The 21,668-nt window shown below is 60.5% G+C and carries 24 protein-coding genes and 1 pseudogene; 14 read left to right on the top strand and 11 right to left on the bottom strand.

The genetic code is table 11. The annotated features are described in order from the left end of the window. Positions 1 to 17: 17 nt before the first annotated feature. A complete protein-coding gene (locus GGD50_RS10305; RefSeq protein WP_107108555.1) occupies positions 18 to 1,280 on the bottom strand; it encodes an NAD(P)/FAD-dependent oxidoreductase in 1,263 nt (420 codons plus the stop codon). 298 nt (positions 1,281 to 1,578) lie between these two features. On the opposite strand from GGD50_RS10305, the gene GGD50_RS10300 reads away from it, so the two are divergent. Beyond that, entirely contained in the window at positions 1,579 to 2,688 is a 1,110-nt protein-coding gene (locus GGD50_RS10300; RefSeq protein WP_210318797.1) for a sulfite oxidase, read from the top strand. Positions 2,689 to 2,795: 107 nt separating this feature from the next. Here the strand turns inward: GGD50_RS10300 and GGD50_RS10295 are convergent, their stop codons facing one another. Next, a complete protein-coding gene (locus tag GGD50_RS10295; protein WP_107108392.1) occupies positions 2,796 to 3,260 on the bottom strand; it encodes an Lrp/AsnC family transcriptional regulator in 465 nt (154 codons plus the stop codon). 160 nt (positions 3,261 to 3,420) lie between these two features. Here GGD50_RS10295 and GGD50_RS10290 point away from each other — a divergent pair, with 160 nt between their 5' ends. From GGD50_RS10290 to GGD50_RS10270, 5 genes are all read left to right on the top strand, one after another. Beyond that, positions 3,421 to 4,140 (top strand): aspartate/glutamate racemase family protein, encoded by a 720-nt coding sequence (locus tag GGD50_RS10290; protein WP_107108393.1) that lies wholly within the window; start codon positions 3,421 to 3,423, stop codon positions 4,138 to 4,140. A gap of 73 nt (positions 4,141 to 4,213) precedes the next feature. Beyond that, positions 4,214 to 5,143 (top strand): bifunctional helix-turn-helix transcriptional regulator/GNAT family N-acetyltransferase, encoded by a 930-nt coding sequence (locus GGD50_RS10285; RefSeq protein WP_107108557.1) that lies wholly within the window; start codon positions 4,214 to 4,216, stop codon positions 5,141 to 5,143. A gap of 76 nt (positions 5,144 to 5,219) precedes the next feature. Beyond that, a complete protein-coding gene (locus GGD50_RS10280) occupies positions 5,220 to 5,726 on the top strand; it encodes a GNAT family N-acetyltransferase (RefSeq protein ID WP_107108394.1) in 507 nt (168 codons plus the stop codon). Between the two features lie 89 nt (positions 5,727 to 5,815). Further along, positions 5,816 to 6,433: a TetR/AcrR family transcriptional regulator gene (locus GGD50_RS10275; protein ID WP_107108395.1), complete on the top strand. Its 618-nt coding sequence runs from the start codon at positions 5,816 to 5,818 to the stop codon at positions 6,431 to 6,433. A gap of 55 nt (positions 6,434 to 6,488) precedes the next feature. After that, positions 6,489 to 7,703 carry an MFS transporter gene (locus GGD50_RS10270; protein WP_107108396.1) on the top strand — a complete coding sequence of 405 codons (1,215 nt, stop codon included), beginning with the start codon at positions 6,489 to 6,491 and terminating at the stop codon, positions 7,701 to 7,703. On the opposite strand, the gene GGD50_RS10265 is transcribed toward GGD50_RS10270, so the two are convergent. Beyond that, positions 7,704 to 8,951, bottom strand: coding sequence for an FAD-dependent oxidoreductase (locus GGD50_RS10265; protein ID WP_107108397.1), 1,248 nt, complete (start codon positions 8,949 to 8,951; stop codon positions 7,704 to 7,706). It abuts the gene before it with no gap. 9 nt (positions 8,952 to 8,960) lie between these two features. After that, on the bottom strand, positions 8,961 to 9,377 hold the full coding sequence (locus GGD50_RS10260) for a winged helix-turn-helix transcriptional regulator (protein WP_107108398.1): 417 nt from the start codon (positions 9,375 to 9,377) through the stop codon (positions 8,961 to 8,963). 137 nt (positions 9,378 to 9,514) lie between these two features. On the opposite strand from GGD50_RS10260, the gene GGD50_RS10255 reads away from it, so the two are divergent. Beyond that, positions 9,515 to 10,402 carry an SDR family oxidoreductase gene (locus tag GGD50_RS10255; RefSeq protein WP_107108399.1) on the top strand — a complete coding sequence of 296 codons (888 nt, stop codon included), beginning with the start codon at positions 9,515 to 9,517 and terminating at the stop codon, positions 10,400 to 10,402. Between the two features lie 251 nt (positions 10,403 to 10,653). Here the strand turns inward: GGD50_RS10255 and GGD50_RS10250 are convergent, their stop codons facing one another. Beyond that, positions 10,654 to 11,406 carry a pyridoxine 5'-phosphate synthase gene (locus tag GGD50_RS10250; protein WP_107108558.1) on the bottom strand — a complete coding sequence of 251 codons (753 nt, stop codon included), beginning with the start codon at positions 11,404 to 11,406 and terminating at the stop codon, positions 10,654 to 10,656. A gap of 424 nt (positions 11,407 to 11,830) precedes the next feature. Between GGD50_RS10250 and GGD50_RS10245 the strand changes: the two are divergent. Further along, a pseudogene (locus tag GGD50_RS10245) lies at positions 11,831 to 12,295 on the top strand (MerR family transcriptional regulator); the annotation flags it as partial. Between the two features lie 87 nt (positions 12,296 to 12,382). On the opposite strand, the gene GGD50_RS10240 reads toward GGD50_RS10245, so the two are convergent. After that, positions 12,383 to 13,510: an ATP-dependent DNA helicase gene (locus GGD50_RS10240; protein WP_107108401.1), complete on the bottom strand. Its 1,128-nt coding sequence runs from the start codon at positions 13,508 to 13,510 to the stop codon at positions 12,383 to 12,385. Positions 13,511 to 13,659: 149 nt separating this feature from the next. Here GGD50_RS10240 and GGD50_RS10235 point away from each other — a divergent pair, with 149 nt between their 5' ends. The 3 genes from GGD50_RS10235 to GGD50_RS10225 are packed head-to-tail and all read left to right on the top strand — an operon-like array spanning position 13,660 to position 15,372. Next, positions 13,660 to 14,040 (top strand): COG4315 family predicted lipoprotein, encoded by a 381-nt coding sequence (locus GGD50_RS10235; protein WP_104823502.1) that lies wholly within the window; start codon positions 13,660 to 13,662, stop codon positions 14,038 to 14,040. Continuing rightward, positions 14,024 to 14,578 (top strand): RNA polymerase sigma factor, encoded by a 555-nt coding sequence (locus tag GGD50_RS10230; RefSeq protein ID WP_107108402.1) that lies wholly within the window; start codon positions 14,024 to 14,026, stop codon positions 14,576 to 14,578. The genes GGD50_RS10235 and GGD50_RS10230 overlap by 17 nt, the downstream gene beginning before the upstream one ends. Continuing rightward, positions 14,575 to 15,372, top strand: a complete 798-nt coding sequence (locus tag GGD50_RS10225) for an anti-sigma factor family protein (RefSeq protein WP_107108403.1) — start codon at positions 14,575 to 14,577, stop codon at positions 15,370 to 15,372. Before GGD50_RS10230 ends, GGD50_RS10225 begins: the two co-directional genes overlap by 4 nt. Positions 15,373 to 15,478: 106 nt before the next feature. On the opposite strand, the gene GGD50_RS10220 is transcribed toward GGD50_RS10225, so the two are convergent. Genes GGD50_RS10220 through nthA form a run of 3 tightly spaced genes read right to left on the bottom strand, consistent with a single transcriptional unit; the run spans position 15,479 to position 17,122 of the window. Next, the gene (locus tag GGD50_RS10220; RefSeq protein WP_107108404.1) at positions 15,479 to 15,850 is read right to left on the bottom strand and encodes a nitrile hydratase accessory protein; all 372 of its coding nucleotides are present in this window, start codon (positions 15,848 to 15,850) and stop codon (positions 15,479 to 15,481) included. Continuing rightward, positions 15,837 to 16,496: a nitrile hydratase subunit beta gene (nthB, locus tag GGD50_RS10215; RefSeq protein WP_107108405.1), complete on the bottom strand. Its 660-nt coding sequence runs from the start codon at positions 16,494 to 16,496 to the stop codon at positions 15,837 to 15,839. The genes GGD50_RS10220 and nthB overlap by 14 nt, the downstream gene beginning before the upstream one ends. Beyond that, on the bottom strand, positions 16,493 to 17,122 hold the full coding sequence (gene nthA, locus GGD50_RS10210; RefSeq protein WP_107108406.1) for a nitrile hydratase subunit alpha: 630 nt from the start codon (positions 17,120 to 17,122) through the stop codon (positions 16,493 to 16,495). The genes nthB and nthA overlap by 4 nt, the downstream gene beginning before the upstream one ends. 137 nt (positions 17,123 to 17,259) lie before the next feature. Between nthA and GGD50_RS10205 the strand changes: the two genes are divergently transcribed. After that, positions 17,260 to 18,549: an SDR family oxidoreductase gene (locus GGD50_RS10205; protein WP_107108407.1), complete on the top strand. Its 1,290-nt coding sequence runs from the start codon at positions 17,260 to 17,262 to the stop codon at positions 18,547 to 18,549. 2 nt (positions 18,550 to 18,551) lie between these two features. Then, positions 18,552 to 19,028, top strand: coding sequence for a DUF2269 family protein (locus GGD50_RS10200; protein WP_107108559.1), 477 nt, complete (start codon positions 18,552 to 18,554; stop codon positions 19,026 to 19,028). Here the strand turns inward: GGD50_RS10200 and GGD50_RS10195 are convergent. Continuing rightward, entirely contained in the window at positions 19,020 to 19,613 is a 594-nt protein-coding gene (locus GGD50_RS10195) for a LysE family translocator (protein WP_107108408.1), read from the bottom strand. The two genes, GGD50_RS10200 and GGD50_RS10195, sit on opposite strands and share 9 nt — an antisense overlap. A 204-nt stretch (positions 19,614 to 19,817) precedes the next feature. On the opposite strand from GGD50_RS10195, the gene GGD50_RS10190 reads away from it, so the two are divergent. Further along, the gene (locus GGD50_RS10190) at positions 19,818 to 20,663 is read left to right on the top strand and encodes an aldo/keto reductase (protein ID WP_107108409.1); all 846 of its coding nucleotides are present in this window, start codon (positions 19,818 to 19,820) and stop codon (positions 20,661 to 20,663) included. Here GGD50_RS10190 and GGD50_RS10185 read toward each other — a convergent pair. Next, positions 20,660 to 21,634: a capsular polysaccharide export protein, LipB/KpsS family gene (locus GGD50_RS10185; protein ID WP_107108560.1), complete on the bottom strand. Its 975-nt coding sequence runs from the start codon at positions 21,632 to 21,634 to the stop codon at positions 20,660 to 20,662. The genes GGD50_RS10190 and GGD50_RS10185 overlap by 4 nt on opposite strands. Between the last annotated feature and the right edge of the window lie 34 nt (positions 21,635 to 21,668).

Below are 21,668 nucleotides of genomic sequence, written 5' to 3'. Positions count from 1 at the left end.
CCGTGGCTGCCCTTTTTTCATTCCTCGCGCATGGTTTCCCTCTGGGTAATCAGCCGGGCGCTGTGCTGTCGGCTGATGTAGATCCACAGCCAGCTCCAGGCGACTGCAATACGCCAGCGCACGCCGATCAGGAAGTAGATGTGGGCGAGTCCCCAGACCCACCAGGCGAGCCATCCCCTGAGCTTGATCCAACCGAAATCGATGATCGCCGCACTCTTGCCGATCGTGGCGAGACTGCCCTGGTGACGATAGTGAAATGGGCCCGGCGCCGGCTGGCCCGATAGCTTTGCCCATATCACCTTGGCGACATAGGCACCCTGCTGCTTGGCGGCCGGCGCGATCCCCGGCACGGGGCTGCCGTCATCGCGCATGACTGCCGCCGTATCGCCGATGACGAAGACATCCGCCTTGCCAGGTGCTCTCAACTCCTTGTCGACCACGACACGGCCGGCGCGGTCGGAAGGAGCGCCTAGCCATGCCGCCGCAGGTGAAGCCTGCACGCCGGCGGCCCAGACGATCGTCCGGCTCGGCACGAAGGTTTCCCCGATCGTCACCCCCTCCGCGGTGCAGGATGTCACTGGTTTTCCAGTGCGGACTTCGATGCCCAATTTTTCCAACGCCTTGTGGGCATAGGAAGACAGCACTTGGTCAAAGCTTGCGAGAACGCGCGGGCCCGCTTCGACAAGAATGATCCTGGCCTTGGTGGTGTCGATGTTGCGAAACTCCTTCGGGAGAGTCGTTCTCGCCAGCTCGGCAATAATACCGGCAAGCTCGACACCGGTCGGCCCGGCACCGACGATGGTGAAGGTCAGCAGAGCATCCCGGATAGCGGGATCGCTCTCCAGTTCCGCCTGTTCGAAGGCCAGCAAAACGCGGCGGCGGATCGTTGTTGCATCCTCCAGCGTCTTCAGCCCCGGCGCCACCGGTTCCCATTCGTCATGCCCGAAATAGGCGTGAGTCGCCCCCGTAGCCAGCACGAGCGTATCATATGCGATCGTGGTGCCACCTTTCAGCATCACCACATGTGCCTGGCTGTCGACGCCGACGACTTCTGCCAGCAGTGTCGTCACCTCCGGCCGATCGCGAAAAAAGCTTCGGATCGGCCAAGCAATCTCGGAGGTGGCAAGCAAGGTGGTGGCGACTTGATAGAGCAGCGGCTGGAACAGGTGATGGTTACGCCGGTCGATCAGCGTGATGCGGACCGGAGCTCCCTTGAGATCGTTGACGAGCTGCAAGCCGCCAAACCCACCCCCAACGACGACAACGTGATGATCTTGCACGACGACACCCCGCATCTATTTATCCTCGCAACCGTAGGGTTGAGGACGATAGCCGGCAACCATCTTTTATGCATGGCACCTGTGCGGGGACGCGAACCGAATGACCGGAATTTGGTAGCAGATGCCACCAGCGGCAGCTTTCGGCCCTTTGCTGCCGTTCGAGGTCGATCCGAGGAACGTGCGGTATGTGCTAGAATGCGGCCGAAGGCGGAATGAGACTGCGAGGGGCGGTGTGATCGAACCGGAATGCGCGCGACCGAGTGCCAACGTTGTACTCTTGGAAGGGGAGACGAGGAAGATGCCGACACCAGAGCAACCCAGTCTAATAGTTCGACAGAAATCCCCACAGAACATCGAGTTTCCGTTTGCGTCGCTCTCGGATTGGCTAATCCCAACCGAGCTGTTCTTCGTGCGAAACCATTTCCCGTCGCCGGACCTCGATGCGCGAGACTGGAGATTGCGCGTTGGCGGGGCGGTGGAGCGGCCGATCGAACTTGACCTCGACAGCATCAAGGCGATGCGGAGCACGACTTTCACCGCCGTCGTGGAGTGCGCAGGGAACGGGCGGGTCTACTACGAGCCGCCGAAAGAGGGGTTGCAGTGGCAGAACGGAGCCGTCGGCAATGCCGCGTGGACAGGTGTTCTTCTGCGCGAGATTTTGGAAATGGCGGGCGTTAAGCGAACCGCATGTGAGGTTCTGCTCGTAGGCGCCGACAGCGGCGTCGTCGACACGAACAAGAAAACGGCTTCTCCCGGCCCCATCGCTTTTGCGCGCAGTTTACCGCTTGAGAAGGCTATCGCTCACAGCACGATCCTTGCCTATTCGATGAACGAGGAGCCTTTGACGCGCGATCACGGCTACCCGCTACGCGCGGTCGTGGATGGCTGGTTCGGCATGGCTTGGGTCAAGTGGATCACGCATATCACGGTTGTGGAGCAACCGTTCCTTGGCTACTGGCAGGCGCGTGACTATTTCCGTTGGGAGCACAGCCTCGGGGAACCCAGGCTGGTCCCCCTTGCGGAGATGGAGGTCAAAGCGCAGATCGCGCGTCCCGTGCAGGGGGCGCATCTCATCGCCGGCCAACCGTATCGGATTTTCGGAGCCGCCTGGAGCGGAGAGGCTGTTATCCGGCAGCTGCAGGTCTGCACCGGAGATGGCAGGGGCTGGCGCGAGGGAAGGCTCCTCGAAACAGAACGTCCCTATGCATGGCGCTTGTGGGAGTACATGTGGACCCCTGAAGAAGTGGGGCGATATAAACTGCGATGTCGCGCGATCGATGGGGCGGGGCGCGTGCAGCCCGACCTCCCACGTTCCGACTGCGAGAGCTACGCGGCCAATTGGATCGTTCCGGTGGAGGTTACGGTCGTTCCCAAGCCACAGACGTACGAGGAGGAATTCGTAATCTAATCACCCGCATGGGGCGGAATGGCGGCTTCTGGCGCCAAGTTGCCGTCAATGATACTTCGGAAAACTTAGTAGCACTCGCTACATCGTTCTTCCGCAACGAGATCGCTTCACTCGGCATAACTAACCGGGATCGTCACGCCGCTTTTCAACACTTCCATTGAGATCGACGCCGAAACGTCGAAGAGTTCTACTCGACGCACGATCTTCTTGTAGATGACATCATAGTGTTCGACCCGTGGCAGCACGATTTTCAGGATATAGTCGTGATTGCCGGTCAGCCGGTGCGCCTCGACAATCTCGGGAATGTCGCTGATCGCCTTGCGAAAGGTTTCGATCCATTCGTCGGCGTGATGCGCTGTCTTGATCAGCGCGTAGAGCGTCGTCGGCACCCCCATCTTCTCTCGATTGAGCACGACGATGCGTCTGGCGATATGGCCGCTTTCCTCCAGCCGCTGGATGCGCCGGGAGCAGGCTGAGACCGACAGCGCCACGCGGTCGGCAAGATCGGTCACCGAAATGCCGGCATCGGTCTGCAAAAGATCGAGAATCTTTCGGTCGCGTTCGTCAAGCATGTGCAGCCATCTCCGTAATGACGCGGTATTTTTGCGCATAATACGATATAAGCGCAAAACTTTGCAGATAAAATCGGAGGCACGACAAAGATTGCAAACACGCGGCGCGTGAAATGCCTCAATATTCTGCTATTCATAATCAAGAACGGAGAGCAGCAGTATGCGCACCATCGGCCTTATCGGCGGCATGAGTTTCGAGAGTTCCGCGGTTTATTATCGTCTTATCAATGAGATGGTGCGCGACAGACTGGGCGGCCTCGCCTCGGCCGAGGTGCTGCTGTATTCCGTCAATTTCGAAGAAATCGTCGCCTTGCAGAAGGCCGGTCGTTGGGACGATGCCGCTGCTCGTCTTGGCGATGCCGCGCAGCGTCTGCAGACCGCCGGCGCCGAATGCGTGTTGATCTGCACCAACACCATGCACCTGATCGCCCCGGAAGTTGCCGCACGAGTCTCCATTCCGCTGATCCACATCATCGACGAGACGGCGGCTGCGTTGAAGGACGCCGGCCGCGTCAAGCCGCTACTGCTGGCCACGCGCTACACGATGGAACACGGCTTCTACACCGATCGCATGGCTCGCAACGGTGTCTCCATAATGGTGCCGGATGCTGAAGACCGTACGGTTACCCACGATATCATCTTCAACGAACTCTGTGCCGGCATCGTCAAGGACGAGTCGCGCCGGAAACTGATGGCAATCATCGAACGCGCCAAGGCCAAAGGTGCGGACAGCGTCATTCTCGGCTGCACGGAGATCTGCCTGATTCTCGATCCGAATGCGCTTATTTTGCCGGGCTTCGACACCACGACAATCCACGCAGAGAAGGCAGTCGATTTCGCTCTCGACGGGGAAAAGACGAGCGCCAGCAAGGCCGCATGATCAAGCCAAATTTACTTGACTGAGTCCAATAAATGATGGACATCGTCTTCTATATTTTAGGGAGACGATGTCCATGCTTGTTACGACGGAACTCGCGACCATCGATGCAGTCCGCGACTTTAATCGCTTTTATACAAATTTCCTCGGCGTTCTGAACAAAGCCTATCTCGACAGCCCTTATGCCCTGACGGATGTCCGCGTTCTCTTCGAAATCGGCTCGCGCGGCGGCGTCGCCGCCTCGACACTGACGCGTGACCTGCATCTCGATCCCGCCTATCTCAGCCGCATTCTGAAGCGCTTTCGCGAAGACGGCTTGATCGAGACCAAACCCGATCCGGACGATCTGCGCAGCCAGATCATCACGGTCACCGATAAGGGACAGCAGCAATTCCATGAATTCGTGCGCCGCTCCCGCGCCGAGATCGCCGGGCATTTCGACGCGCTGGCGATCGGCGAGCCCGAACGCGTCGTCGACGCGATGCGAACGATCCGAACCGTACTCAACTCCACCGCTAATGCCATGCCTCCGGCCATTATCCGCGCCCACCGCGCCGGCGATATCGGCTGGATCGTCCAGAGCCAGGCACGCTTCTACTGCGAGGAATTCGGTTGGGATCTGCGTTTCGAAGGCCTGGTCGCCGAGGTTGCCGGGAAATTCCTCTCCAATTTCAATCCGCAAAAGGACCAATGCTGGATCGTCGAGCGGGGCGGACTGAATGTGGGTTCCGTCATGGTCGCCGATGGCGGCGACGGCATCGCGAAGCTTCGGCTGCTCTATGTCGACAAAACAGCACGAGGCCTCGGCCTCGGCAAACTGCTGGTCGGTGAATGCATCCGTTTTGCCCGCAGTGCCGGCTACCGTCAGCTTTCGCTCTGGACCAACGATATCCTCGATGCCGCTCGGGGCATCTATATCCAGTCTGGCTTCCGGCTCGTCTCGGAAGAAAAACATCGCATGTTCGGCCCGGAGTTGAACGGCCAGACCTGGGTGCTGGATCTCTGAGCTGAGGCGTGCATAGACACGCTGTGGCTTCACCTCTATCCTCGGTACACGCCAGATTTGCATCGAGTTACCTGCCATGACCTCACGCAGCGAAATCCGGATAGAACCTATCGCCGTCAAACACATCGAAGGTTTTCACAAGGCGCTCGATACTGTTGCGCGCGAGCGAGAATATCTGACGATGCTTCAAGCCTTTCCACTGGGGCAGACGCGCGTCTTCGTGCTCGGCATGATAGAGAAAGGTAATCCACAATTCGTCGCCCTAGCGGACGGAGAGGTGGTCGGCTGGTGCGATATCAGCCGCCATACTTTTCCCTCCCACGCCCACGCCGGCTCGCTCGGCATGGGCATCATCCCAGCCTATCGCGGCCAGGGCCTGGGGCATCGTTCGATAGATGCGGCTCTGCGGGCCGCGCGTGACGTGGGAATAGAACGTGTCGAACTCAGCGTGCATGCCGACAATGGCAGAGCCATAGCGCTCTATGAGAAGGTCGGCTTTGTCCGTGAAGGCCTGGCGCGCAAATCCGTTCTCATAGATGGACGCTACAAGGACGCGATCCACATGGCGCTACTTTACGAGTAGCGGAACTGAAATCAACGATTTCGGTGGCAATTATGTTGCGTCGCAAAATTCTGCTTGATTTGGAAACGATCATTTCCTAAACAAGCAACATGACGACAGACACACTGGATATTTCCCCGAAGCCTCGCGGTCGCCCGCGAGAATTCGATTTGGACGCAGCGCTCGATGAGGCGTTGCGGGTATTTTCCGAGCGCGGCTACTATGCCGCTTCGATCAGTGAGCTGACCGAGGCCATGGGCCTGACCGCGGGCAGCGTCTATAAGGCGTTCAAAGATAAGCGCGGCGTGTTCGTAGCCGCTTTCGATCGCTATCGTCGCGTGCGTCTCCAACTGATCGACGAGTGTCTTGCCAAGGCGCCCAATGGTTATGAAAAGCTGCACTCCTTGGTGGCATTCTTCGCCGAGGCTTCATGCGGCGAGATCGGCCGCAGAGGCTGCCTCGTAGTTGGTAGCGCGACCGAGCTTGCGCTTTTCGATGAGGAAGTCGCCAGCCGTGTCGGCGTGGCTTTCGATTTCGACGAGCGACGCATTCGGGACCTCATCCTTCTAGGTCAGACGGATGGGTCCGTGGCAAGGCATATCGATCCGGACAGCACCGCCTGCGCCTTACTTGCCCTTACGAAAGGCATGCGCGTGATTGGAAAGACCGGCCGCAAAACCGAACAAATGCTCGCCGTCGCCGAGACGGCCATGAAACTGCTGAACTGATTTTTCACACGAATATTCGGGGAAGCGTTCCCCCGCCCGCATCAAGGATCAAGATATGTCTGCAACCGCCGCAGCGAGACGCGAGAGCGCTCCGCTCCCCGAGAAGACCATTTCGCCATTGATGACTTTCATGTTCGCTGCCGCCTGCGGGCTGGTGGCCGCCAATCTCTATTACGGCCAGCCGCTGGCTGGCCCGATCAGCCAGGCGCTCGGCTTCACGCCGGCAGCGACCGGTCTGATCGTGACGCTGACGCAGATCGGCTATGGCCTCGGCCTGCTGCTGATCGTACCGCTCGGTGACCTCTTGGAAAACCGAAGGCTAGTGCTGACCTTGATCGGCCTTTCGGCCGTGGCGCTCGTCGGCGCCGCCTTCGCTTGGTCGCCATCGCTATTCCTGCTTGCCTCCCTTTGCATCGGCCTCGCCTCGGTGGCCGTACAGGTGCTGGTGCCTTTCGCTGCCCACATGGCGCCGGATGCCAGCCGCGGCGCAGTTGTCGGCAATGTCATGAGCGGCCTGCTTTGCGGCATCATGCTGGCCCGGCCAGCGGCGAGCTTCCTGTCGGAACTCTCCTCCTGGCATACGGTCTACATCCTCTCAGCCTGCGTCATGATCGGGCTTGCCATCATTCTTCGCATCGCCCTGCCGACCCGCGTTCCGCACACCAAGCTGCACTACGGCCAACTGCTCTCTTCAATGGGCCATCTCGCGCTGCATACGCCGGTGCTGCAACGCCGCGCGCTCTATCAGGCCTGCATGTTCGGTGCCTTCAGCCTGTTCTGGACAACGACGCCGCTGCTGCTGGCAAGCCCTGCCTTCGGCCTGACGCAGAACGGTATTGCCCTCTTCGCACTGGCTGGCGCCGCAGGCGCGGTCGCTTCGCCGATTGCCGGTCGTATCGCCGATCGCGGCTGGACGAAGCTTGCCACCACCTTCGCCCTGGTGCTCGCCATCATCGCTTTCCTCATTGGCCACGCTTCCGGTAGCGGCTCGCTGCTGGCGCTCGTCACATTGACACTCTCCGGCATCCTGCTCGATTTCGGCGTGCAGACCAATCTCGTGCTCGGCCAGCGCGCCATCTTTGCGCTGAGCGCCGAACATCGCAGCCGCCTGAATGGTCTTTACATGGCGACATTCTTTGCCGGCGGCGCGTTCGGCTCGGCAATCGGCGGCTGGGCCTATGCCACCGGCGGCTGGAATCTCGCCTCATGGATTGGCGTCTGCTTCCCGGTGGTGGCGCTGCTCATCTTCCTGACCGAACGGCAGAAATGATCAGGATGGCTGCGGAACGACACTCCGCAGCCAATCGCATTCGCTGAGGCCGGCCGAAGCAAAGGGATCGATCAAAGTGCCGGAGACAATCGAGGCCAAGATCTGCGGCCCCGGCGGCACCTTGGCGATGGTGGCAACCAGTCGATCCCGGACCCAGGCCAGTGCTGTCGAATCCGACTGGTAGAACGGCGTAAACACCAGCGATAGCAACTGAAACAGCCGCACATGCATCCGCCGCGCGTTGGTATAGTCGGCAAGCGCTGCACCGATATCCTCGTTGCCCGCCAACGCATGTGCAAGCGCCGCCACATCCAGCAGCGCCATATTGGCGCCCTGCCCGAGTTGCGGGCTCGTCGAATGTGCGGAGTCGCCGACGAAGACTGTACGGCCGCAATAGGGCATGGCCACGGTTCGATGGGTGTAGCGCGCCAGCGTCAACTGATCCCAATCGATAATCTGATCGAGCAGCGGCTGGCATTCCGGCCAATAGCCGCGGACCGCCGACTTCCAGCGATCGAGCCCCTGCCTGCGCACCTCATCGGCATCCGCGATCTTCAAACTCCAGAACAACGCCGCCTGCTTCGGCAGGTCCGGCCTCCGCTGTCCAATCGGCAACACGCCGATCATCACTTGCGCCTGGTCGTAGCGCTGCGTCAGCGCCTTCTCATCCACCAACCCATCCGGACAATCCAGCGTCGCCCAGAAGGCGCCATAGGCGAGATTGCGCGTCCGTGGTGCGACCGGCGACGCAGCGATCAATTCAGAACGCGCACCGCTCGCGTCGATGACAAGATCATACGGCCCCACCCGCTCTCCACCCTCGATAATGAGATAGGTCTGACTGCCCTCTTCCAACGTGCCAGTCACCCGCCGTCCGGTAAAGACAAGGTGTCGCCGTGCGGAGACTTCGTCGTAGAGCGTATCGAACAGCGCGGCGCGATGAACAGCCAGCCCATACCGCCCGCCGGCCAGCCTGTCATAACGCACGTCAAGAACGATGCAGCCACGCTTCGTCTCGGTGCCGAACAGCCGGTCGATGCGATTGCCGGCGGCGTGGATGGCGGGGCCGAGGCCGAGCGATTCCAGCACGGTCAGGCCGGTCGGCTGCAGCATCAGGGCGGATCCGACCGGCGCAGGATTGTCGAACCGCTCGACAATCTCCGTCGTATGGCCGGCGCGGGAAAGAAGCAAGGCGGCAGCAAGGCCCGCAGGTCCGGCGCCCACGATCGCAATTTTCAGGGATTTCACCGGATGCGCTCAGTCTTGCGATTGATCGAAATGAGCTCTTGCGACGCGCACGGCCTCTTGATTGGCCTCAGCCCAGTTCAGAAGCTGCGCCAAAGGCTCGTAGAGCGAATAGCCAAGATCGGTCATGCGGTATTCAACGCTCGGCGGCTTGGTCGGGAAAACCTCACGACCAATATAGCCATCGCGCTGGAGTTCGCGCAGCGTCTGCGTCAGCATCCGCTGGGAAATATCGGGCACCATGCGGCGCAGCTCGCCAAAGCGATAGGGTCGCTGCGCCAGGGCCTCCAGCAACAGCACCGACCATTTGCCGCCGATCTGCGAGATCAAATCCCGCACCGGGCAATCCGTAAACGTGACCTTGCTGATATCGACGGCACGCAACGGTGCCTTCGTGCTACGCAGATTGACGACAGTGCTGGCGCTCAAGACAGTTCCCTTTTGGTAACGTAGAGCCAAAAAACTGCCTCCTTTACAGATCGAAGTCAAACGCCAATGTAGAGCTAGTCTCTTTTTGAGAGCGACAAACCTCTGCAAGTCCGCGGCGGTCAAACAAGGAAAACCATATGAGCAGCACTCTTCTCGTCACCGGCGCCGCGGGTCAGCTTGGCCAGCGCGTCATCCATCACCTGCTGGAGACATACAAGGTCGCCCCCGGCCGCATCATTGCCGCGACCCGCAGCCCTGAGAAGCTTGCCGACCTCGCCGCCAAGGGCGTCGTCACCCGCAAGGCCGATTTCGATGATGCCGCCAGCTTGTCCGCTGCCTTCGCCGGCGTCGATCGCCTGCTGATCATCAGCACCGACGCGCTCGCCGTCCCCGGCCAGCGCCTCAAGCAGCACACGGCTGCCGTGGAGGCCGCGAAAGCCGCTGGCGTCAAGCACATCCTCTATACCTCGATGCCAGCCCCGGAAAACTCCCTCGTCATCTTCGCGCCCGATCACCTCGGCACGGAAAATGCCATCAAGGCAAGCGGCATCGGCTACACGATCCTGCGCGACGCCTGGTACTTCGACAACCACCTGCACGGCCTGCCCCACAGCCTCGAAGTCGGCAAGTGGTACACCTCGAGCGCCGGTGGCCGCGTCAGCAATATCAGCCGCGAAGACTGCGCACTGGCCATCGCCGCCGCTTTGGCTTCCGACACGACGGAAAATGCCACCTACACGCTGACGGGCTCGACCGCCGTCACCATCGAGGACATCGCAAGCGTCGTTAGCAAGATCACCGGCCGGCCGCTGGAAGTCGTGCAGGTCAACGACGAACAGTTCGCCGCTGGCCTTACCGGCGCCGGCCTGCCGAAATTCGTCGTCGACATGCTCGTCTCCGCCGACGCCAACATCCGCGCTGGCAATTTCAATATCCTCACGAACGACTTCAATAAGCTGACCGGCAAGGAGCCGCAGACGCTGCGCAGCTTCGTCGAGGAACATAAGGCCGCGTTGCTCGGCTAAGTCTATGGGATGGTCAGGCGAGGCCGTCTTTGCCGCACCTTCACGCATGGCCCCTCACCCCAGCCCTCTCCCCGCAACGCGGGGCGAGGGAGTTTTCATGCCTCAAGCATGAACTCTAACCGAGTGATGTAATCAATGGCTTGCGCTGTCGTCCCTTCTCCCCGCAATGCGGGGAGAAGGCTAGGATGAGGGGCCAGGCAAAAGGGCGCGGCAAAAGACGAGCGCGCCTGATCAGCCGCAGATCCCGCCGATCAAACCGCCTGCCCGCATGCCCGACAAAACCGCCGCACCGTCTCCGCCATGCCATATTCCAGCGCATCGGCGGTCAGCCCATGCCCGATGGAAGCTTCTGCGAGCCCAGGGATGCGCTTGAGGAGTGCCGGCAGGTTGGCAACCGTCAGGTCGTGGCCGGCATTGACAGCAAGGCCGTTGGCAAATGCCGCGTCCGCAGTCTTGCCGAGACCATCGAGAATGACGGCAGCCCGCTCCGGTGCGTCATAGCAGCCGCCATAGGGACCGGTGTAAAGCTCGATGCGGTCAGCACCAACCTCCTTGGCAATCTTTACGGCCTCGGCATCGCCGTCCCCATCCGCAAACAAGGAAACGCGGCAGCCGATCTTCTTGTATTTGGCAACGACCTCGGCCAACAGATCGCGATTTTTACGGAAATCCCAGCCGTGGTCGGACGTCGCCTGTGAGGGATCGTCGGGCACCAGCGTCACCTGCTCCGGCTCCACGGATGCGCAGAGATCGAAGAACTCGTCGGTCGGATAGCCTTCGATATTGAACTCCGCCTCCGGAAATTCGTCGTCGATCAATGCCCGGATATCGGGCAGGTCGGAGAAGCGGATGTGCCGCTGATCGGGCCGCGGATGCACCGTCAGGCCGCTGGCACCGGCGGCAAGAGCGATCCGTCCCAAGCCGGTGACACTCGGCCAGGGAAGGTCGCGCCGGTTACGCAACATGGCAATAGCATTGAGGTTCACGGAGAGCTTGGCGGGCATGATCGAAATCCATGATTTATAAAGAGGATAATACATCCGTTTTATGCGATTGCACGCCGCAAGACCAACGAGATTCGAATATCGATTCATGCAAAAGATTGATGGTCCTCCCCTCTTTTGCCGTCTCACCCGTCCGACGATACCCCCTTCGGGCAACTTATAATTTCCCCGAAACCCGATAGCGTCATTGTATCGGGCGCCTGATTTGATTCGTCCGGGAATGAGGGGGCCAAAAGTTCGCCCACGGTAAATTTGTCCTTATGAAACCTAAGAATTTTCATCGGCGACATCTGCGTTTGTTGGTCGCGTCATTGTGAAAGCGAGTTGGGCGTAGCTTCGGCCTCCTCCGTCAGACAAAAAAATAGGCACTCAATCGTGGCGTGGGGCGCCGCGATCAAAAGGGGATGGAAATATGGAGGGACTCATGTCTGACGGTTCCAAACGTCCGTTTGCTGCCGCCAATCTTGTTTCTCGGGCGCGCGCCAAGTACCGGTTCCTGCCTGAGACGGCAATTCCGTCTGACCTGCCGGAGGGGTCGGTTGCCATTGCGGATATGGCCAGCGCTTTCGGCGTGACGCACAGGACGCTGCACTTCTACGAGGAAAAGCGGCTGATCTCGGCCGATCGCCACGGGCTGATGCGCATCTACGGCATCGACGATGTGCTGCGCATGGCCGTCATCACGGTTTGCCGCGAAGCCGGCATGTCGATCGCCGTCATTCAGGAGATCATGGAAAAGCTTGACGAGGCGGAAACATCTGATGGTGCCGAGGCTATCTTCCGCACGGCCCTCAACCACCGCAAACGCGAACTGATCGTTGAGATGTCCCAATTGAACCGGCAGATGCAGAAAGTCACCGATCTCCTTGACTATGACAGCACCCCAGAACTCCGCTATTCTCATGGCGAAGACATCTGACCTCTAGCGTCTGGCGCAGAGGTTACCCCACCTAATCACGAAGTGAGCAAGTAAGCTTCACCGGACAATCGTCAGCGTCTCGGCGGCGCGCGTGATCGCCGTATAGAGCCAGCGCTCGCGCGTATCGCGAAACGCCCAGCTTTCGTCGAACAACACGACGTTATTCCACTGCGAACCCTGCGCCTTATGCACGGTAAGCGCATAGCCGTAATCGAATTCATCATAGCGCTTGCGGGTCGACCAGGGGATTTCGCCTTCGACATCCTCGAAGGCTTGCTTCAGCAGCTTGATCTTCGCCGCACCCCGATCCATGTCGTCATCTTCCGGCCGCACCAGCAGATTGATGCCCGGCTTCGTGGTTTCCCTGGACGACGTCATCACCTGCCAGAGCGAACCATTGAGCAGGCCCTTGGCGGGGTCGTTGCGCAGGCAGACCAGCTTGTCGCCGGATTGCGGATATTCGGCCGTAAAACCCTTGAGCTCGCGCAGTCGCTGATTGTAACGTCGGCGGGTACGGTTGGTGCCGACCAACACCTGATCCGCCTCGAGTACCAGTGGCTGCGTCACCTCATTCTTCGAAATCACCTTCGCCGTGCCGTAGTCGCCGTGCATGATCTCCTTGCCCTCACGCACATGCATGGCGAGTTGGATGATCGGATTGTCACGGGCCTGGCGGTGAATGTCCGTCAGCAGATAGTCCGGCTCTTCGTTGGTGAAGAAACCACCGCCTGAGACCGGCGGCAACTGACCGGGATCGCCAAGCACGAGAATCGGCGTGCCGAAACTCATCAGGTCCTTGCCGAGCGCTTCGTCCACCATCGAACATTCGTCGACGATGATCAGCGCTGCCTTGGCGACAGGGCTCTGCCGGTTGATGGTGAACATTGGAGCGATCGACGTCTTGCCGGTCTCTTCGTCCTCGACAGCCTCTTCGCCGCGCGGGCGATAGATCAGCGAATGGATGGTCTTGGCGTTGCTGGCGCCGCGCGAGCGCAGCACCTGCGCCGCCTTGCCGGTGAAGGCAGCAAACAGCACCTCGCCATCGACATGCTCGGCAAAATGCCGCGCAAGCGTCGTCTTACCCGTACCGGCATAGCCGAACAGGCGAAACAGCGGCGAGCGCCGTTCCTTCAGCCATTTGGCAACGGCCTTGAGCGCTTCGTCTTGTTGTGGCGCGAATTGCATGGGCCGACTTGGCAGGATTCGGCCGGCAGAAGCAAGCAGTAAAAAACCCAGAATTGTTGGGAATAAAATCGTGGCAATTCGCGTCTCATGTTCGGCAACGCAAAACGTGGGGCCTAGACCATAGGTCTACCATTCCGAGGAGAAACATCATGAAAGCCGCGAAATTCTTGCCGATCCTGGTCATGGCATCGGCCGTAGCGACGTCGGCCTTTGCCGCAGCCCCGGTAAAAACCGGCGAGAGCGCCAAGGGCAAGGTTCTCACAGGCGAAAACGGCATGACGCTCTACACCTTCAAGAATGACAAGAAGGGTGTCTCCAATTGCAACGACGACTGCGCCAAGGCATGGCCGCCGCTGATGGCCGATAGCAAAGCCAAGGCAGAAGGCGCATATTCGATCATCACCCGCAAAGACGGGAAGAAGCAATGGGCGAAGGACGGCATGCCGCTCTATTTCTTTATGAAGGATACCAAGGCCGGTGAAGTTGCCGGCGATGGCTTCAAGGGTGTGTGGGATGCCGCACGGCCCTGATCGGACCGACAGGGATGCGGGGGGAGCTCTCCCCGCGCCCGACAGCTTCGAGGCGGAGGTGCTGGCGCTCCTCCCCTCGTTAAGGCGCTATTCGCGCAGCCTCACCCGATCCGACGCCGATGGCGAAGACCTTCTTCAGGACTGCGTGGAAAAGGTGCTGGCGCGGCGCAGCCAGTGGCGCGGGCTGAACCTGCGCGGCTGGGTGCTCACCATCATGACCAATCTCTACCGCAACGGCCTGCGCCAGCAAGGTCGTCGCAATTTCGTCGATCTTGACGACAGCACCGATCTGCCGGCCGCCGAGACCAGCAGCGATCCTTTGGAGCGCTCGCGATTGGAAGCGGCGCTGAACAGCCTCGGGGAGGATTATCGCGCCGTACTGATGCTGGTCGTCGTCGAAGGCTACAGCTATCAGGACGTCGCCACCACACTGGATATTCCGATCGGCACCGTGATGTCGCGCCTGTCTCGAGCGCGCCGGAAAATGAGCAGTCTGATGAATGCCGAGAATGTCATTACGCTTCGGAGACCGAAATGAGCGAACGTAACCCGACCGTGACCGAAGCGGATCTCCACGCCTTTGCCGACGGATTGCTGCCGGCGGACGATCACGCCCGGCTGGAAGCCTGGCTTACCGAAAATCCGGAGGAAGCGGACCTGATTTCCGCCTGGCAGGCGCAGAATGCCGACATCAAGGCATTGTTTGCGCCATATGCAATCTCGAAGGAAGGCGACCGCGAGCTGGTATCACCGCCCATCACGGCGTCTGTGCCTGCAACATCACCACGGCTTCGCTGGCTGCCGATGGCTGCGGCCTCTCTGGCGATCTTCCTGGTTGGCGCTGCCGCCGGCCATTTCGGCCCGCCGCTTCTGACACAGCCGGACCTTCGCGTGACGGCTATCGAAGCCCTGCCACGACAGGCGCAATCGGCCTTCGTCGTCTACGCAAGCGATGTCCGCCATCCGGTCGAGGTCGGCGCGGATCAGGAAGCGCATCTCGCCACCTGGCTCGGTAAGCGCATGAATATCGCCGGTCTCAAGGTGCCGAGCCTGCAGACGCTCGGTTTCCAGCTTGTCGGCGGCCGGCTGCTGCCTATCAACGGCACGCCCGGTGCACTCTTCATGTATGAGAACGCCACCGGCCAGCGCCTGACCGTGCTCATCGGCAGCAACAAGGAAAACACCACAACCAGTTTCCGCTTTACCAGCGTCGGCACGGTCGAGACCTTCTATTGGATAGACGGCAAGCTCGGCTATGCCGTCACCGGCGAAATTTCGCGCGACATGCTGAGGCAGGTGGCGGACGAATGCTACAAGCAGTTTTCGTCTTAGTGCATGTCGCGCAAAAGTGTGCGGCGGTTTTGCGAAAACGACATGCACAAACAAAGAGCTAAAGCGTGGGAGCGTATCTGAAAGATCGCGACGAGCTTTAGGCCCCTCAGCGTTCCGGATCGTTCTCAAGCAAGATCGGCTTGCCGTGCGGCGTCGCTTCCGCCGCGCGCTGCCAGCTTCTTTGCAGGTCGAGGATCGCGCCGGCGTCGGCGATGCCGCGGCTGACCAGCAGGCCGGACAATGCCGCCACCCAGCAGTCGAAATAGTCGCTGCCGTCTTCGGCCCTGCCCGGCCTGTGCAATTCGGCGGAAAGCTGCTCCGCCCATTCGCCCCAACTGAACAAGCCCTTCTCATACAGATGCACGGTCATGGCGAAGGCCTCCGCCGCCCAGGGTTCGGGGAAGACCGGCTCACCATCGGTGGATTTTGGCAGTTGCGGCGATTGCGCCAGGGGCGAGGCGATTTCACACGCACTCAAGGTAACTCTCCCAGGCATCGATGGAGACGGTAAGCGTTGGATCGGCGCCCTCGCCCCAAATTTCCGGGGCGTCGAAAACGACCGTGTAGATCCATTGCGGATTTTCGCCCTTGCCGTGGGCGTTGTCGTCGGGGAAGACGAACGAGCCCTGCACGGCCTCGACTACGCCCGATTTGGCGCGCGCATAGCGTGGCAAACGCGTATGTCCTGTCGGATTGATATTCTTCGTCCGCACGCGATCGCCGACCGCAAAAAGCGGCGCTGCATCGACCGGCCGATCGCAAGGGCCGCCCTTGGCGAGCGCACCGGCAACCATATCGGCCTTCAGGATGCGTTTCGGAACAACTCCCTGCCCCGACGAATGGCCGGTTCGCAGCTCCTCCTGCGTTACAAAACCATGCCGTTTCAGCAGCGTCTCGAGCCCGCGCGTCCAGATCTCATAATAGCTGGCGGCAAGATATTCGGCCGGAGGGATGTTTTCGCGCGCATGCCGGCTTTCATCGATGCTCCAGGCGCCGAAGGCACCGCAGGAGAGCGTGACGCCAAGCGCCCGCTTTTCCCATTCCGTGTGGAAGACCGGTTCGTTCGGTTCCGGCGCGACCGGCCCGAAACCCATCTGCCCGCCGAGATCGTGCGGCCCGTTCATAGCGTCACCTCCGGAGCCTTGGCGATCGCGGTACCGATCATCGCGTCACGGCTAACGAGGTCGGCAAGATCAGCCTCATTCATGCCCTCGGTGCCATCAGGACGTTCCGGGATGACGAGATAGCGCAGCTCCGCCGTCGAATCCCAGACGCGAATCGTCTTCCCCTCAGGCAGCGTCAGACCGAATTCGGCCAACACACCGCGTGGATCGATGACGGCGCGGGAGCGATACGCCGGCGCCTTGTACCAGACCAGCGGCAGCCCGAGCACCGACCAGGGATAGCAGGAGCAGAGCGTGCAAACGATGAGATTATGCGTTTCAGGCGTATTGAACACCGCCCGCATATGCTCGCCCTGCCGCCCTGTGAAACCCAGGCTGGCAATCGCCGCCGTCGCGTCACGCTTCAACCATTCGGCAAATTCCGGATCGCTCCAGGCTTTCGCCACCACCTGCGCCCCATTGCGCGGCCCCACCTTGGTCTCATAGGTCTCGACGATGACATCGATCGCTGCCGGATCGATCAGCCCCTTTTCCGTGAGCAGCGTCTCCAGCGCCTTCACGCGCGCCTGCATGTCGGAATAGTGGTTGTCATGATCATGGTGATGGTGGTCGTCATGATCGTGCATGATGTATCTCCCCGTCGAATAGGCCAGAAATCTAAGCCTTTGCTATCGAGGCGCCAAGCGCCTTCTCCACGGTTGCAACCGCGATCAGATGCCGCAACCCTCTCGCATTGTTAGCGCGTTTAGCTAGTCTGCCCAGCATGAAGATTTTGATTCTTGGCGCAACTGGTTTCATCGGCTCTGTGATCGCGGCGCGATTGCGCAAAGACGGGCATATGGTCACAGGTCTTGCTCGCAATCCTGACCGGGCGCGCATAAAACACCCTTCGATTGACTGGATCAAAGCCGATCTGGCTGAAATGACCGATCCATCGGACTGGCGTGCAGCGCTAAGCAGCCACCGGATCGTCATCAACTGCGCCGGAGCCCTTCAAGACGGGCTTTCCGACGATCTCGCCGCCACGCAGGAAAAAGCGATGCTGGCGCTCTATGCCGCAGCCGCACAGTCGGCAATCGAGCTCGTCGTGCAGATTTCCGCGCGCACGGAAGGCGGTGGTCGGGACCAACCATTCCTGGCGACAAAGCGCAATGCTGACAAGGCGCTGGCGGCAAACGGTCTCAACCATATTATCCTGCGGCCGGCGCTCGTCCTCGGCCGCAATGCGCATGGCGGCACGGCATTGCTACGCGCGCTTGCCGCCATACCCTATCTCCTGCCTCTCATTCATGCACAAAGCCCTGTCGAAACCGTCTCGGTCGACGATGTCGCAGCGATCGTTTCGGCTGCAATTGCCGGCGAACTCCAATCCGGCACCGACATCGATCTTGCCGCCAGTGAAGCACTGACACTCCGCCAACTCGTCATCCTTCATCGAAACTGGCTCGGCCTGCCGCCAGCGCAGGTCGTGCCGATACCGGCCAGCTTCGCAAAGCCGGTGACGTGGATGGCCGACATCGCCGGCAAGCTCGGATGGCGCTCGCCGCTCCGATCGACTGCGATGGCCGTGATGTCAGAAGGCGTTCTCAGTCGAAGAGATGGGCAACACCTCCCAAGCCGACGCCTGGCGACAGCAGCCGAAACGCTGGAGGCCAATCCTTCCGGCGTTCAGGATTTGTGGTTTGCCCGCCTCTATTTGTTAAAGCCGCTGATGATCTCTGGCCTGGCGCTCTTCTGGATGCTGTCGGGCATCATCCCGATACTGGCCCCGACAGGCGCAAGCCGGCACCTCCTGCCCTTTATGCCGGATGGCTTGGCAATGGCGTTGACCCTGATCACCTGTTTTCTCGATATAGCCCTCGGCGCATTTGTTCTCGTGCGGCCTTTCGCGCGGTCGGCATTGTTCGGAATGCTTGCCGTTACGCTCGGCTATCTTGCCGGCGGCACCTTGCTCGAACCATCGCTTTGGCTCGATCCTCTCGGGCCACTCGTCAAAGCGCTGCCGTCGATCCTGCTGACATTTGCCACGCTTGCGGTGTTGGAGGAGCGCTGATGCTGGGAGAGGAGCTTCTTCGCCTCGTGCATGTCATCGGCGCTACCGTGCTTTTCGGCACCGGCGCCGGCATCGCATTCTTCATGGTGATGGCGCATCGCACGGGCGACCCCAAGGTGATCGCACATGTTGCCGGCACAGTCGTCATCGCCGACACGATCTTTACGGCAACGGCCGTCATCCTACAGCCGGTCACCGGCTATCTGCTTGCACAATCGATCGGCTGGTCACTCGAAGAAGGATGGATCGCTCTGTCCCTGCTGCTCTATGTGCTGACCGGAGTTTTCTGGCTGCCGGTCGTCTGGATACAGCTCCGCCTGCGCGATCTCGCCCGGACGGCATCCGCGACCGAAACGCCGCTGCCGGCAGCCTACCACCGCCTCTATCACATCTGGTTTGCTTGCGGCTTCCCCGCCTTTTTCGCTGTCATCGGCATCCTCTGGCTGATGCTCAACAAGCCATCCATATCGCTATTTTAACATCGGCCAGAGGCTGAGCACCAGCAGGACAGCCATGGTGATGTTGAACCACTTGAGGCGAACGGGGTCGGAAAGCCAGTCGCGCAGGGCCGAGCCGAAACCTGCCCAGGTCGAAACGCTGGGAATGTTGACCGCCGCAAAGGCAAAGCCGACAAGCAGCACGCTGATCAGGTAGAGCTGCGGATTGGTGTAGGTCGCCATGGCCGTGACCGCCATCACCCAGGCCTTGGCATTGACCCATTGAAAGGCGGCGGCACTCAGGAAGCTCATCGGCTCGACACCGCTTTCCTTCTCGCTGAGGCTGCGCGACGTCGCGATCTTCCAGGCGATCCAGACGAGATAGGCTCCGCCGGCGAATTTCAGGCCGGTATAGAGCACCGGAACGGTATGCAGCACTGCCCCGAGCCCCAGCCCGACGCCCAGCAGCAGCGACAGAAAACCGACGCCGATGCCGAGCATATGCGGGATCGTGCGGCGGAAACCGAAGTTCACGCCCGATGCGAACAGCATCATATTGTTCGGCCCAGGCGTGATCGACGTCGTGAAAGCAAACAACAGAAGAGCCAGGAATGTATTCAGCGGCATGAAGTCCCTCCGAACGCCGCTCTTTGGTCAGCAGGAAGCGTCCATCTCGCGATGCGCATCACTCATAGCGGCGCCTATGCTGCGCGACCCTAATTCGCCCTGGAATCGAATGCCATGACAGGATTGTCACGGTGACATGAATGGCCTGATTGAATTCCCGATGAATGCCCTTATCCTTCGCCTCTCAAGCAGCGAGGACAGGCCATGCGCGACCCCATTCCTACCGTCACTCTCCCCTCCGGCATCACGGTTCCCGCACTCGGCCAAGGCACATGGAACATGGGCGAAAAAGCCGCCCGGACCAGTGACGAGATCGCCAGCCTGAAGGCCGGGCTCGATCTTGGCATGACGCTGATCGACACCGCCGAAATGTATGGCGAAGGCGGCGCGGAGGAAATCGTCGGCGAGGCGATCGCGGGACGGCGCGACGAGGTGTTCGTCGTCAGCAAGGTCTATCCTCACAACGCAAGTAGCAAGGGGACTATTCAAGCCTGCGACCGCAGCCTGAAGCGAATGAAAATCGACCGCATCGACCTTTATCTGCTGCATTGGCGCGGAGAGTATCCGCTGGCCGAAACGGTGGCTGCCTTCGAAGCCCTGAAAGCCGCAGGCAAGATCGGCGCCTGGGGCGTATCGAATTTCGACGTCGACGACATGGAGGAACTGCTCGCGGTTCCCGATGGCGGCAATGTCGCCGCCAATCAGGTGCTCTACAATCTCGGCCGACGCGGCGTCGAATACGATCTGCTACCGTGGTGCCAGGAGCGCAACATCCCGATTATGGCCTATTCACCGATCGAACAGGGCCGGCTGGCGCATCATCCGAATCTGATCCACATCGCCAAGACCTATCAGGCAACGCCGGCGCAGGTTGCGCTCGCCTTTCTGCTGGAGCGCGACGGCGTGATCGCCATTCCCAAAACCTCCAATCCGCAACGCGTTGCAGAAAACCGCGACGCCGTCTCGCTCGACATCACCGATGAGGATTGGGCCACCCTCGACGCCGCCTTCCCGCCACCGGCGCGAAAGAAGCCGCTGGAGATGCTTTAACTACCGACCTCTGCGCGCTGCTGCGCGACGATCAGCTCGATCGCCTGGAAAACATCGATCACCCGCCAGTCCGCGGGATTGCGATAGGTCGGATAAAGCGAAAAGGCGGCAGCGGCGATTTGATCGACGGTCCGCCGCCTGGTTCGTCTGTCGGCGAGAACGGCTTTCGTGTAGACGCCGAATTGATCTTCCGTCACACCCCATCCGGCATAAAACGGCGCCGCATAGCAGCGAACCGGGATGCCGCGCAGAAGCGCATCGAAACCGAACTGGCTGGAGACGGTCCAGACCTCGTCCACGACATCAAGAATCGATGCGACCGATACAGCATCATCAAGAAATACCGCACCACCTTTGCCGGCGGCTTCCGTGGTCAGATATCCCTTGCGGTGGCCGGCCATGACATCCGGATGCGTCCGGATCAGACATTGCGCATCGCTTGCCAAAGCGTCGGCAAGCATCCGCTCGAACGAGGCGCGCGAGCCGAGCGCCTTGCCGACCGAGATATCGCCGACGACCTGATCGACAAGCAGGATGCGACGCTTCGTCGTCCGCTCGATCGCGGGCGACCTGTGCGGCAGATGATTGTATTTGGAGAGCCGATTGCGGACGATCTGTTCGCGGATGGCCCTGCCCAGTTCTCCGGCATCTTCCGCGCCGGCGATCAGGCGTTCAAGGCGCGAGGGCCGGCTTGCGTCTACGGGGAGACCGAGATCGTCGACCACGATCGAAAGAGGGATTGCACCGGCCTTGCCGAGGCCTACCGAGCGCAGAAAACCGTCTTCGAGATTCCAGTGTGGCAATCCCCGCAACCGCGAGATCGCTGCCGCCGTCTTTGCGGGTGCGCGGCCGCCCCAGGAAAGCACGCCGCCGATGCCGGGCGATAGCGTAGACGCGATCTTCTGCGACCCGAAATATTGGCCAAGCCAAGGAAAAGCATTGCGGACATAAAAGGTGGCGCCGAGACTCATCCCTGCCGGAGGATGCCAGCTCTTCTCGCCGATA

Source organism: Martinezella paranaensis (assembly GCF_014200235.1).
GTDB lineage: Bacteria > Pseudomonadota > Alphaproteobacteria > Rhizobiales > Rhizobiaceae > Rhizobium > Rhizobium paranaense.
The sequence above is the reverse complement of the archived record's forward strand: the minus strand, read 5'-3'. Positions and strand labels throughout refer to the sequence as shown.